This window comes from Stenotrophomonas sp. TWI169, from assembly GCF_039674705.1.
Lineage (GTDB): Bacteria > Pseudomonadota > Gammaproteobacteria > Xanthomonadales > Xanthomonadaceae > Stenotrophomonas > Stenotrophomonas maltophilia_P.
In genome coordinates this window covers 152,358-165,183 of sequence record NZ_JBDJOB010000007.1, presented here as the reverse complement: position 1 = coordinate 165,183, position 12,826 = coordinate 152,358, and the positions used below count along the sequence as shown (strand labels likewise).

The 12,826-nt window shown below is 66.9% G+C and carries 11 protein-coding genes; all 11 read left to right on the top strand.

The features are described 5' to 3' along the window. Window positions 1-2: 2 nt before the first annotated feature. Complete coding sequence (locus tag ABE543_RS08075) at window positions 3-701, top strand: molecular chaperone (protein WP_197601083.1); 699 nt, start codon at window positions 3-5, stop codon at window positions 699-701. A 219-nt stretch (window positions 702-920) separates the two neighbouring features. Further along, a complete protein-coding gene (gene rpsB / locus ABE543_RS08070; protein WP_053518321.1) occupies window positions 921-1,727 on the top strand; it encodes a 30S ribosomal protein S2 in 807 nt (268 codons plus the stop codon). 125 nt (window positions 1,728-1,852) lie between these two features. After that, window positions 1,853-2,731, top strand: coding sequence for a translation elongation factor Ts (tsf, locus tag ABE543_RS08065; RefSeq protein ID WP_053518318.1), 879 nt, complete (start codon window positions 1,853-1,855; stop codon window positions 2,729-2,731). 203 nt (window positions 2,732-2,934) lie between these two features. Further along, complete coding sequence (locus ABE543_RS08060) at window positions 2,935-4,470, top strand: HDOD domain-containing protein (protein ID WP_197601085.1); 1,536 nt, start codon at window positions 2,935-2,937, stop codon at window positions 4,468-4,470. 120 nt (window positions 4,471-4,590) lie between these two features. Next, complete coding sequence (pyrH, locus tag ABE543_RS08055) at window positions 4,591-5,319, top strand: UMP kinase (protein ID WP_053518314.1); 729 nt, start codon at window positions 4,591-4,593, stop codon at window positions 5,317-5,319. Window positions 5,320-5,416: 97 nt separating this feature from the next. After that, window positions 5,417-5,971: a ribosome recycling factor gene (gene frr, locus ABE543_RS08050; protein WP_053518312.1), complete on the top strand. Its 555-nt coding sequence runs from the start codon at window positions 5,417-5,419 to the stop codon at window positions 5,969-5,971. Between the two features lie 5 nt (window positions 5,972-5,976). Further along, entirely contained in the window at window positions 5,977-6,744 is a 768-nt protein-coding gene (gene uppS, locus ABE543_RS08045; protein WP_065174698.1) for a polyprenyl diphosphate synthase, read from the top strand. After that, complete coding sequence (locus tag ABE543_RS08040) at window positions 6,741-7,577, top strand: phosphatidate cytidylyltransferase (protein WP_074900963.1); 837 nt, start codon at window positions 6,741-6,743, stop codon at window positions 7,575-7,577. Before uppS ends, ABE543_RS08040 begins: the two co-directional genes overlap by 4 nt. Window positions 7,578-7,579: 2 nt before the next feature. Then, entirely contained in the window at window positions 7,580-8,770 is a 1,191-nt protein-coding gene (gene dxr, locus ABE543_RS08035; protein ID WP_053518306.1) for a 1-deoxy-D-xylulose-5-phosphate reductoisomerase, read from the top strand. A 60-nt stretch (window positions 8,771-8,830) separates the two neighbouring features. After that, on the top strand, window positions 8,831-10,189 hold the full coding sequence (rseP, locus tag ABE543_RS08030) for an RIP metalloprotease RseP (RefSeq protein ID WP_053518305.1): 1,359 nt from the start codon (window positions 8,831-8,833) through the stop codon (window positions 10,187-10,189). 74 nt (window positions 10,190-10,263) lie between these two features. Beyond that, window positions 10,264-12,684, top strand: a complete 2,421-nt coding sequence (bamA, locus tag ABE543_RS08025) for an outer membrane protein assembly factor BamA (RefSeq protein WP_065181175.1) — start codon at window positions 10,264-10,266, stop codon at window positions 12,682-12,684. Window positions 12,685-12,826: the final 142 nt, after the last annotated feature.

Here is a 12,826-nt window from a genome sequence, read left to right as displayed (position 1 = left end):
CGATGCGCGCACTCCTTGCCCTGTTCCTGCTGCTGCCGGGGCTGCCTGCCGCCGCACTGGACCTGCTGCCCACGACCCTGCAGCTGCCCGCCGAAGGGGGCCGCACCGAACTCTGGCTGCACAACCCCGGCCCCGAGCGCTGGCAGGGCGAGGTGCAGATCCTGGCGTGGGAGCAGCAGCTGGACGCCGAACGGCTGCAGCCGAGCGACCGCATCCTGGCCAGTCCGACCCGACTGGATCTGGCGCCCGGCGCCCGCCAGCGGGTCTGGCTGCTGCCCCGCAGCGCCGTCCCGGTCGCCGCCGAGCAGGCCTACCGTATCGTGCTCGCCCCCGGCAGAAACAGCCTGCCACGCTACTCGCTGCCGCTGTTCCAGGGTGCGGCTGCGTCGTCAGTGCGCCCGGCCGTGCGTGCCCGCGTCGAATCCAACGGGTCGCAGACTCATCTGCGACTGGACAACCCGGGCCGCCTGCATGCGCGCCTGGACGGGCTTTCATTCGAGTCCGCCGGCGGCCATCGCAGCGTGCTGCTGCCGGGCCTGGCCGGCTATGTGCTGGCAGGACGGGAAAGGCGCTGGACGTTGCCGGCACGCCGCGACGGCTATCTCGGCGGCCGCTTCCGGGCCCGCCTGCAGGACGGCCGGGAGGTCGTTCTGGACGCATGGGACCCGTCAATTGCGGTGAACCCGCCCGCCGGGCTATAATCGCCAGGATGTCCTGCCGCCCTGTGCGCTGGACCCCGTCCACACCGGACGTCACCGGTGAATCCACACCTGCTGCCCCCATCCGTGCCGGGGTGCTCCGCAAGGAGTTCGGCCACGGAGGCAACAGGGAAGCCCAACCCCGGAACCGATCGCGCTTCCACGCGTCCCGCATACCTGTCCCGCGGGCGGAATCGCTGGTTCCATATCAGGAGTACTGCAATGCCCCAGGTCACCATGCGTCAGATGCTGGAAGCCGGCGTCCACTTCGGCCACCAGACCCGCTACTGGAACCCGAAGATGGCTCCGTACATCTTCGGCGCCCGCGGCAAGATCCACATCATCAACCTGGAAAAGACCGTCCCGCTGTTCAACGACGCGATGAACTTCATCTCGTCGGTTGCCCAGAAGCGCGGCACCGTCCTGTTCCTGGGCACCAAGCGCAGCGCCCGCGAAACCATCAAGGAAGAAGCCGAGCGTTGCGGCATGCCGTTCATGAACCAGCGTTGGCTGGGCGGCACCCTGACCAACTTCCGTACCGTCAAGCAGTCGGTTGCCCGCCTGAAGGAACTGGAAGCCGGTGAAACCGACGGCACCTTCGAGAAGCTGGTCAAGCACGAAGTGCTGGGCCTGCGTCGCGAGCGCGACAAGCTGGAAGCCTCGCTGGGCGGCATCAAGGACATGAACCGTCTGCCGGACGCCATCTTCGTCATCGACATCGGCCACGAAGACATCGCCATCAAGGAAGCCAAGAAGCTCGGCATCCCGGTGATCGCCGTGGTTGATACCAACTACAACCCGGAGCTGGTCGATTACGCCATCCCGGGCAACGACGACGCCATCCGCGCCGTGCAGCTGTACGCCCGTGCCGCCGCCGACGCCGTGCTGGAAGGCAAGGCCGCTGCTCCGCACGCCGCCTCGGTGCGCGAGGAAGAGTTCGCTGAAGCCGCCGCTGAAGGCGAAGAGAAGCCGGCCCGTCGCGCTCCGGCCAAGAAGACCGCCAAGAAGGGCGACGAAGCCCAGGCCTGATCCAGGCCCCGGGGTGGGCCCCAGCGCCCACCCCTCCTGCATGCCGCCCTCGGCGCGTGACAGGACCATGTCATACGGGCCGGCCACCATGCCGGCCCAACCCCTTTCTTTCGTGAGGTAATCCCGTGGAAATCACTGCTTCCCTGGTAAAGGAACTGCGCGAGCGCACCGGCGCCGGCATGATGGAATGCAAGAAGGCGCTGACCGAAGCCGCCGGCGACATCGACGCTGCGGCGGAACTGCTGCGCAAGTCCGGCGCTGCCAAGGCCGACAAGAAGGCTGACCGCGTGGCCGCCGAAGGCCGTCTGGGCCTGGCACAGGACGGCGGCAAGGCCGTGCTGGTCGAAGTCAACTCGGAAACCGACTTCGTCGCCAACGACGTCAACTTCAAGACCTTCGTCGACGCCGTTGCCGCTGCCGCCCTGGCATCGGGCGCTGCCGACGTCGAAGCGCTGAAGACCGCCAAGCTGGCCTCCGGCGAGACCGTCGAAGAAGCCCGCGCCCTGGCCGTGCAGAAGCTGGGTGAGAACATCCAGATCCGCCGCATCGCCAAGGTCGACGGCAACAACACCGTGGGTGCCTACGTCCACACCAATGGCAAGGTCGGCGTCCTGGTGGACCTGGTCGGCGGCGACGCCGAACTGGCCCGCGGCCTGGCCATGCACGTGGCTGCGCTGAAGCCGCCGCACAACAAGGCCGCCGACGTTCCGGCCGACTTCGTCGAGAAGGAAAAGGAAATCGAACTGGCCAAGATGTCCGAGAAGGACAAGTCGAAGCCGGCCGATATCCTGGAAAAGATCATCAGCGGCAAGATCAACAAGATCGTCAGCGAAGTGACCCTGTACGGCCAGGCCTATGTGCTGGACGGCGACAAGACCGTCGAGCAGGTGGTCAAGGCCGCCGGTGCCGACGTCGCTGGTTTCCAGCTGCTGGTCGTCGGCGAAGGCATCGAGAAGGTGGTGGAAGACTACGCCGCCGAAGTTGCCAAGGCGATGCAGGTCTGAGTCCAGCCTTCCGGCTGTGAAGCGACCACAAGGAGCCGCGGGGAACCGCGGCTCTTTTTTTATGCCGTCGGTGAACTTTGCGTTGCGCGCGAATCAGGCCGATACTCGGCGCAGGGAATCCTCAGTCACATAGCAGGATAGAAAGTCGCAGACTGTGATGAATTCCTAGGTATTCTTGCCCTAATGGAATTGAACGATCCGCCATGCCTCCCGAGCTGACAGCTGCCCTGGCGCTCTGCCGCAACCTTCCCTCGCCACCCGGTATTGCCCTGCGCATCATCGAACTGGCCCAGGATCCGGAAGCGGACATCGCCACCGCCGCCGACATCATCGCCATCGACATGGCGCTCAGCGCCCGCATGCTGCGCATCGCCAACTCGCCGCTGTATGCCAGCCGGCGGCGCATCGAGAATCTCGGCCAGGCACTGACCATGCTGGGCCTCAACGCCACCATCAGCCTGGCGCTGGGTTTCACGGTCACCCAGGGACTGACCGGCAGCGGTGCCGATCACGACCTGCGGCAGCGGGCCTGGAAGCGCAGCATCCTCAGTGCACTGGCCGCCAGCCAGCTCGGCCAGGCGCGCGGGCTGCGCCGCCTGGAAGAACTGATGCTGGCCGGACTGCTGCAGGACATGGGCGTGCTGTGCCTGGCCCAGGCCGAAGCCGAGCGCTACCTGCCCCTGCTGCGTGAAGCACGCGACAACCTCGACCTGGTTGCCCGCGAGCGCGACGTGCTGGGCTACAGCCACGCCGATGTCGGCGCCTGGGTGGCCGAGCAGTGGGGCCTGCCGCGCTACCTGGTGGAGAGCATCAGCCACAGCGAAGACGATGACGCCGCCGATTCGCCCTTCCAGGCATGCGTGCAGCTGTCCGGCGCGGTCGCCGACATCTGGCTGGACGGCGACGCCGACGCGGCCCGCGAACGGGCGCTGCAGCAGGTGCATGACCGCCTGGATCTGGACAGCGCCCGCTTCGACCAGGTCCTGGCCCGCATCAGCGATGCCCTGCCCGATATCGCCAGCCTGTTCGAAGCCGGCCTGAATTCTCCGGCGCGGGTGCACGAACTGATCGATCACGCACAGGAGCTGGCCACCCTGCGCAACCTGCGCGAACTGCAGGATGCCGACCAGGCACGGCGACGCGCCGATGAATTCGAGGCGCGCGCCAAGCGGCTGGCCGACCAGGCCCACCGTGACGCGCTGACCGGCGTACTCAACCGGCGCCAGCTGGAAGCGGTGCTGGAGCAGGAATTCCTGCGCGCCGGCCGGCATGGCTGGCCGCTTTCGGTGGCCTTCATCGACCTGGACGACTTCAAGAAGATCAACGACGCTCACGGTCATCTGACCGGCGACGAGGTGCTGCGCGCCTTCGCCGGCAAACTGCAGGGCCAGCTGCGCAACAGCGACACCGTCGCCCGCTTCGGTGGCGAGGAGTTCGTGGCGCTGCTGCCCAATACCAGCGAATCGGTGGCGCTGGAGGTGATCCGGCGCGTACTGGCGAACATCGTCGCCACGCCGATGGCCGAACTCGAGGGAGGGCCGCTGTTCGTCACTTTCTCCGCCGGCGTGGCCACGCAGGGGGGCTACGAACGCTTCGCCGACGTGCAGGACCTGCTGCGCGCCGCCGATGACGTGCTGTATCGATCCAAGAACCTGGGCCGCAACCGGGTGATCGCCCGCTCCCCCGGCGCGCTGGGCCACGACGAACTGTCCGCCACTGCCGGCCTCGAAGCGGGCTGAACGGGACGCCCCGATGAGCGGGGCGATCCAGCCGATTTTGCGCCGCAGTGCACAAAACACTTTGGCCGGGCGCCGCATGCGCGTAGAATCGCCCGCGATTTCCACGCACCCGAGGTCCCCATGTCCAAGCTCGCCTATCGCCGCATCCTGCTGAAACTCTCCGGGGAGGCGCTGATGGGAGACGAGGACTACGGCATCGACCCGAAGGTCATCAACCGCCTGGCCCGTGAAGTGATCGAGGCCCAGCAGGCAGGGGCCGAAGTGGCACTGGTGATCGGCGGCGGCAACATCTTCCGCGGCGCCGGCCTCGCTGCCGGCGGCATGGACCGGGTCACCGGCGACCAGATGGGCATGCTGGCCACCGTCATCAACGCGCTGGCCATGCAGGATGCCCTGGAGAAGCTGGGCGCCAAGGCCCGCGTGATGAGCGCGATCAAGATCAACGACGTGTGCGAGGACTACATCCGCCGCCGCGCCATCCGTCACCTGGAAAAAGGCCGGCTGGTGATCTTCGCCGCCGGCGTCGGCAGCCCCTTCTTCACCACCGATTCCGGCGCAGCCCTGCGTGCCATCGAGATCGGTGCGGACCTGCTGCTCAAGGCCACCAAGGTCGATGGCGTGTACGACAAGGATCCGAACAAGCACAGCGACGCGGTCCGCTTCGACAGCCTGAGCTACGACGAGGTGATCCGCCGCGGCCTGGAAGTGATGGACACCGCCGCCTTCGCACTGGCCCGCGACAGCGATCTGCCGATGCGGGTGTTCGACATGGGCCAGCCGGGCGAGCTGCTGAAGATCCTCAGCGGCGAGAACATCGGCACCCTGGTCCAGGGCCGCGACCCGGCCTGAGCCTGAGCGCAAGGCGACGCCCGGGCCGATCCAGGCCCGGCAGCGTCCCGTATTCGCCTATAATCGCCCGATTCCAGTTACATCCAGGACCCGGGCGATGCTCAACGACATCAAGAACAACGCGCAGACGCGCATGGCCAAGAGCATCGACGCTCTGAAGCACACCCTCACCTCGATCCGCACCGGGCGTGCTACTCCGGCCCTGCTGGACCGCGTCACCGTCAATGCCTACGGCAATGCCAGCACCCCGCTGAACCAGGTCGCCTCGATCTCCAACGCCGACGCCCACTCGCTGCTGGTCACGCCGTTCGACAAGAGCATGATCAAGGAGATCGAGAAGGGGCTGTACAACGCCGAGTTCACCCCGAATACGCTGGGCACCGCGATCCGCATCAACATGCCGCCGCCGACCGAAGAGCGCCGCAAGGAACTGGTCAAGCAGGTGCAGAAGGAAGGCGAAGGCGCCAAGATCGCGATCCGCAACATCCGTCAGGACGCGAACAAGGAAATCGCCAAGCTGGTCAAGGACAAGGCGATCAGCGAAGACGAGAAGAAGCGCGGCGAAGACGATATCCAGAAGCTGACCGACAGCAACATCAAGGATGTCGACAAGGTCGTCGCGGACAAGGAAAAGGAACTGTTGTCGGTCTGAAGTCGATGCCTTCAGTCCCGCCTCCCCTGCCGGCCGCCCTGCCCCGCCACGTCGCCATCATCATGGATGGCAACGGACGCTGGGCACAGCAGCGCCGCCGCCCGCGCGTGATCGGCCACCGTGCCGGCGCGCGCGCGGTCAACCGCACCATCGAGCGCTGCCTTGAACTGGGCATCCCGGCGCTGACCCTGTTCGCCTTCTCCAGCGAGAACTGGGGCCGGCCGCAGGACGAAGTCGATGCGTTGATGAAGCTGTTCCTGGGTGCGCTCGACCGCGAAGTGGACGAGCTGCACCGCCGCGGCGTGCGCGTGCGCTTCATCGGCGAGCGCGAGCGCTTCGGCGCCTCGCTGGTCAGCCGCATGCAGCTGGCCGAACAGCGCACCGCCGGCAACACCACGCTGACCCTGTCGATCGCCGCCAGCTATGGCGGCCGCCAGGACATCGCCCGCGCGGCGCGCGCACTGGCTGCCGAAGTGGCGGCCGGTCGCCTGCTGCCCGAACAGATCGACGAGGCGCTGCTGGGCCGGCAGATGGCCCTGGCCGACCTGCCGGCACCGGACCTGTTCATCCGCACCGGTGGCGACACCCGCATCAGCAATTTCCTGCTGTGGCAGCTGGCCTATACCGAGCTGTGGTTCACCGAGGCACTGTGGCCGGACTTCGACGCCGCGATGCTGCAACAGGCGCTGGATGCCTATGCGGGCCGTGAGCGCCGCTTCGGCCTGACCAGCGCCCAGATCGCCGCCCTGGCCACCGAGACGTCCAGCCCATGACCAAGACCCGAGTCCTCGCCGCGCTGATCATGGCGCCGGTCGCCATTGCCGCGATCCTGCTGCTGCCGACGCAATGGCTGGCCGCCGCGGCCGCCGCCGTCCTGCTGATCGGCCTGTGGGAATGGCTGAAGCTGGCCGACGTCGAAGACACCCTGGCGCGCACCGTGCTGCTGGTATTGAACCTGCTGCTGATGGTGCTGCTGGTGTGGGCCGACGGCAGTACCCTGGTGCTGTTCCAGATCACCACGCTGGTCGGCGTCGCCTGGTGGCTGGCGGCGCTGGTCTGGCTGCGCTTCTTCAACTTCGGTGCACAGCCGGGCAGCCCCGCGCGCATCCTCAAGCTGCTGGCCGGCACACTGGCCATCGTGCCGGCCTGGGCCGCACTGGTGCTGATCCACGCCGGCGGCGACCCGCCCGGCCAGCAGGGGCATCTGTGGCTGCTGGCCGCGCTGGCGCTGGTCTGGGCCGCCGATTCGGGCGCCTACTTTGCCGGCCGCCGCTTCGGCAGGCACAAGCTGGCCCCGCGCATCAGCCCGAACAAGACCTGGGAAGGCCTGGTCGGCGGCCTGCTGGCCGGCGTGGCCGTGGCCGTCGGCCTGGGCTGGCTGGCCGGTATCGACCTGGCCCACCTGCCGGGCCTGCTGATCACGTCCGTGGTCGCCGTGCTGGCCTCGGTGCTGGGCGATCTGTTTGAGAGCCTGATCAAGCGCCATGCCGGTGCCAAGGACTCGGGCAACCTGATCCCGGGCCATGGTGGCGTGCTCGACCGTGTCGACGGCGTCCTGGCAGCCGTGCCGGTGTTCGCGCTGGGCAAGGAAATCTTCGGATTCTGACCATGCATGCAGCAGCAGACCTGCGCCGGGTCGCCGTGTTCGGCGCCACCGGATCGATCGGTGCCTCCACCCTGGATGTGATCGCGCGCCATCCGCAGCGCTACCGGGCCACCGTGCTTGCCGCCGGCCGCCAGGTGCAGGCGCTGCTTGCGCTGTGCCGCCAGCATCAGCCGCTGCACGCGGTGATCGCCGACGAGGCCCTGTACCCTGCGCTGCGCGACGGCCTGCGCGAGGCCGGCCTGGCCACCCAGGCCCACGCCGGCCAGGCAGCGCTGGACCAGCTGGCCGCCAGTGACGCCTGCGACACCGTGGTGGCCGCCATCGTCGGCGCGGCAGGGTTGTCCTCGACCCTGGCCGCCGCCGCCGCGGGCAAGCGCATCCTGCTGGCGAACAAGGAATCACTGGTGCTGGCGGGCGAACTGCTGACCCGTACCGCCGAACGTGCCGGGGCCGAGATCATCCCGATCGACAGTGAGCACAGCGCCATCTTCCAGTGCCTGCGCTCGCGCGACGCCAGCCTCGAAGGCGCCGGGGTGCGCCGGATCCTGCTCACCGCCTCCGGTGGCCCGTTCCGTGGCCGCAGCCGCGCCGAACTGGCGCAGGTCACCCCGGCCCAGGCCGTGGCCCACCCGAAGTGGTCGATGGGGCCGAAGATCTCGGTCGATTCCGCGACCCTGATGAACAAGGGCCTGGAAGTGATCGAGGCCCACCATCTGTTCGCCGTGCCAGGTGAACGCATCGAGGTGCTGGTCCATCCGCAGAGCCTGGTCCATTCGCTGGTCGAATTCGTCGACGGCTCGACCCTGGCGCAGATGGGCCTGCCGGACATGCGCACCACCCTGGCCGTTGGCCTGGGCTGGCCGCAACGCATCACCTCGGGCGTGGCCGGGCTGGATCTGCTGGCGCAGGGCCGGCTGGATTTCGAGGCGCCCGATACCGAGGCCTTCCCCTGCCTGGCGCTGGCCTGGCAGGCGATGCGCGCCGGTGGCACCGCCCCGGCGATGCTGAACGCCGCCAACGAAGAGGCCGTTTCAGCGTTTCTTCAGGGCCGGATCGGTTTCCTGACCATCCCGGCGCTGGTTGCTAACGCTCTTTCAACACTGCCGACCGAGCCAGCCGATACACTGGAGGTCCTGTTGTCCGCCGACCAGCGCGCACGCCTGCTGACCCTGAACGCCATCGACGCCGCCTGAACCGCCCGCCTGCCCAGCCCTGCATGACGACGCCGCCCCTGCCCGCCAACGTGAGCCTGCATGACTGACTTCATCGGATCGGTCTGGTGGATGATTGTCAGCCTGGGGCTGCTGGTCACCTTCCACGAGCTCGGGCATTACTGGGTCGGCCGCCTGTGCGGAGTCAAGGTGCTGCGCTTCTCTGTCGGCTTTGGCCGGCCGCTGTGGTCGCGGCGCGACCGGCATGGAACCGAATTCGCCATTGCTGCGATTCCGCTGGGCGGCTATGTGAAATTCCTCGACGAGCGCGAAGTCGAGGTGCATCCGCAGGAACGCGGCCAGGCGTTCAACCACAAGACGGTCTGGCAGCGCATCGCCATCGTTGCTGCCGGGCCGGTCGCCAACCTGCTGCTGTGCATCCTGCTGCTGTGGGCGATGTTCGTGATCGGCAAGCAGGACTATTCGCCCACCCTCGGCCGAACAAGCGGCATCGCGGCGACGGCGGGGCTCAACAGTGGTGACCGCGTGCTGCGCGTGGACGACCGCCCGGTCAGCACCCTGGGCGAGGCCAGCATGGCCCTGACCGCGGCAGCGATGGACCGTCGTGATGTCACGCTGGACGTGATCGACCGCAGCGATCAGGTGCATGCCCGTACCCTGCCGCTGTCGCAGCTGCCGGCAGGCTTCGATGAACGACGGGTGCCGATCCTGGCGGGCCTGTACTGGCAGTCATGGCTGCAGCCCGCCCTGGTCGACAGGCTCACACCGGATTCCGTTGTTGCGGGCCAGCTGCAGCCGGGCGACCTCATCGTGGCCATCGACGGGCAGCGCATTGACAGCGTCGACCAGGTGATCGGCGAAATCCAGGCCCTGGGCCGCACCGGCGGCCCCGGCATGATCGAAGTCCTGCGTGGCGGCGAGCGGCTGGCACTGGAAGTGACTCCGCGCCAGGGCAAGGACGGCAAGGGCGAGCCGGTCTGGCAGATCGGCGTCGGTTTCCCCACCACCTACAGCCCGGCCTACGACACCCTGCTGCGTTACGGGCCCCTGGACGCGGTCACCGTGGCGGTGCGTGAAACCGGCCGGCTGGCCGCCGACTCGCTGGGCATGATGGCCCGCATCGTGACCGGCAAGGCCTCGCTGCAGAACGTTTCCGGCCCGGTCACCATCGCCCGTGTGGCCAATGTATCGGCCAAACGTGGGCTCGACTGGTTCCTGCAGTTCCTCGCGCTGCTGTCGCTGAGCCTGTGCATCATCAATCTGCTGCCGATCCCGATCTTGGACGGCGGCCACCTGCTGTATTACCTTATCGAGTTGGTCAAGGGCAGCCCGCTGAGCGAGCGTGCCATCGCCGCCGGCCAGTACATCGGCCTGGCGTTGCTGGCCGGGCTGATGGGGTTGGCGTTCTACAACGACATCCTCGGCCTGGTCCCGCGATGAACTTTTCCACGTTGTTGCCGTCTACAGCGTCGGCATCCCGCACCAATGAAATCGACCTTCCTACCGGACGTGACATGACGCGACTCCCCAATCGCCGCCTGCTGGCCCTCGCCCTCGCCGCCGTCACCGGCGCTCCCGCCCTGGCCCAGGCAGCCGAGCCCTTCACTGTCAGCGACATCCGCGTCGACGGCCTGCAGCGCATCAGCTCGGGTACGGTATTCACCTACCTGCCGGTGGAGCGTGGCGAGACGGTCACCGACAGCAAGGTCGGCGAAACCATCCGCGCCCTGTACAAGACCGGCTTCTTTGAGGACGTGCAGCTGGACCGCCAGGGCAACATCCTGGTGGTGACGGTCAAGGAACGCCCGGCGATCAACAAGCTGACCGTGACCGGCAACAAGGACATCAAGTCCGACCAGCTGCTCAAGGGCCTGTCCGACATCGGCCTGACCGAAGGTGGCACGTTCGATCGCCTGAGCCTGGACCGCGTGACCCAGGAACTGCGCCGCCAGTACAACGACCGCGGCAAGTACAACGTCGAGATCACCCCGACGGTGAGCCCGCTGGACCGCAACCGTGTGGACATCGCCATCGCGATCAAGGAAGGCAAGGCGGCCAAGATCCGCCATGTCAACCTGGTCGGCACCGAGAAGTACGACAGCAAGGACATCCTGGAAACCTGGGAATCCAAGGAGCACAACTGGGCCTCGTGGTACCGCCGCGATGACCAGTACTCCAAGGAAAAGCTGTCCGGCGACCTGGAAAAGCTGAACTCGTGGTACCTCGACCGGGGCTACGTCGACTTCAGCATCGACTCCACCCAGGTGTCGATCAGCCCCGACAAGCGCGACATGTTCCTCACCGCCGGCGTGACCGAGGGTGAGCAGTACAAGATCTCCGAGATCAAGGTCAGCGGCGACACCATCCTCCCGCAGGAGGACGTGGAGCGCATGGTGATCCAGAAGTCCGGCGACACCTTCTCGCGGGCGCTGCTGGAATTCAGCTCGGACACGATCACCAACTCGCTGTCCAACATCGGCTACGCGTTCGCCAAGGTGAACCCGATCCCGACCACCAACCGTGCTGACCAGACCGTTGCCATCAACATGCAGGTGGTGCCGGGCCCACGCGTGTCGGTGCGTCGTATCGTCTTCCGCGGCAATACCCGCACCTCCGACGAGGTGATGCGTCGCGAAATGCGCCAGTTCGAGAACAGCTGGTACTCGCAGGCCGCGATCGACCGCTCCAAGATCCGCCTGCAGCGCCTGGGCTATTTCGAATCGGTGGATGTGGAAACCCCGGCCGTCAGCGGCAGCAACGACCAGGTCGACGTCGTCTACAACGTCAAGGAAACCACTTCCGGCAGCTTCGTGTTCGGCCTGGGCTACTCGCAGTCCTACGGCATGACCACCTCCGTGCAGCTGTCGCAGAACAACTTCCTCGGCGGCGGCAACCGCGTGTCGGTGGAAGCCTCGCGCAGCAGCTACCTGCAGCGCTATGGCTTCAGCTACACCAACCCGTACTTCACCGATGACGGCGTGTCGCTGGGCTACAACCTGTCCTGGCGCGAACTGGACTACTCCGACTTCAACACCGCGCAGTACAACAGCACCAACGGTGCAGCGCAGGTGGTGTTCGGCGTGCCGCTGACCGAAACCGACTCGGTCTCGCTGATGTTCGGCATCGACAGCAACCAGATCTCGACGTACCAGAACGCAACGCCGCAATCGATCATCGACTACATCAACGCCGTCGGCCGCCGCACCTTCCATGCCTGGCGCACCGAGCTCGGCTGGGCACGCGACTCGCGCAACGACTACTTCATGCCGACCCGCGGTACCTACCAGCGCATCGGCCTGGAGACCACGCTGCCGGGTTCGACCGTCGAGTACTACAAGCTGAACTACCAGATCTCCAAGTACTGGCCGATCATGCCGTCGCTGGTGATCAACACGCGTGCGGAAATCGGCTACGGCGACAGCTACGGCAAGGACACCTCGCGTGATCTCTGCTACACCGCGCCGACCGAGGCCAACCCGAACCCGGTGCAGACCGTGAACTGCAACCCGGGCTCACCGGATTACAGGAAGACGGTCACCGCCAGCGGCCTGCCGTTCTACGAGAACTTCTACGCCGGCGGTACCAACTCGGTGCGCGGCTTCGAGGACAACACGCTGGGCCCGCGCGAAGTCACCATGGGCTATCCGGAGGGCCAGCCGCTGGGTGGCTCGCTGAAGACCGTCGGTTCGATCGAAGCCTACTTCCCGCGTCTGTTCGACAGTCCGTCGGCCCGCGTGTCGGCCTTCGTCGACTTCGGCAACGTCTACAACGGCGCCGACAACTTCAAGGCCAACGAACTGCGTGTGTCCACCGGTGTGGCCCTGCTGTGGCGCGCCCCGGTCGGCCCGATCTCGATCAGCTATGCGTTCCCGCTGAAGAAGGAAGACGACGACAAGATCGAGCGCCTGCAATTCACCTTCGGCGGGCAGTTCTGACGAACCGCCCTGCGGCTCATCGGAACTGCACGCGCATTCCTCCTATCCCCCGCGCCGCTGGCGCGCCCCCCTTAACAGAAGGGGGGCTCTCCACCAGACGGGGTACGAAGCGCCGGGCTCTGCCCGGCGTTTTCGTTTAACC

Coding starts and splice junctions, on each gene's coding strand:
- ABE543_RS08075 (WP_197601083.1), top strand. CDS start 3: ATGCGCGCACTCCTTGCCCTGTTCCTGCTGCTGCCGGGGCTGCCTGCC.
- rpsB (WP_053518321.1), top strand. CDS start 921: ATGCCCCAGGTCACCATGCGTCAGATGCTGGAAGCCGGCGTCCACTTC.
- ABE543_RS08060 (WP_197601085.1), top strand. CDS start 2,935: ATGCCTCCCGAGCTGACAGCTGCCCTGGCGCTCTGCCGCAACCTTCCC.
- pyrH (WP_053518314.1), top strand. CDS start 4,591: ATGTCCAAGCTCGCCTATCGCCGCATCCTGCTGAAACTCTCCGGGGAG.
- frr (WP_053518312.1), top strand. CDS start 5,417: ATGCTCAACGACATCAAGAACAACGCGCAGACGCGCATGGCCAAGAGC.
- uppS (WP_065174698.1), top strand. CDS start 5,977: ATGCCTTCAGTCCCGCCTCCCCTGCCGGCCGCCCTGCCCCGCCACGTC.
- ABE543_RS08040 (WP_074900963.1), top strand. CDS start 6,741: ATGACCAAGACCCGAGTCCTCGCCGCGCTGATCATGGCGCCGGTCGCC.
- dxr (WP_053518306.1), top strand. CDS start 7,580: ATGCATGCAGCAGCAGACCTGCGCCGGGTCGCCGTGTTCGGCGCCACC.
- rseP (WP_053518305.1), top strand. CDS start 8,831: ATGACTGACTTCATCGGATCGGTCTGGTGGATGATTGTCAGCCTGGGG.
- bamA (WP_065181175.1), top strand. CDS start 10,264: ATGACGCGACTCCCCAATCGCCGCCTGCTGGCCCTCGCCCTCGCCGCC.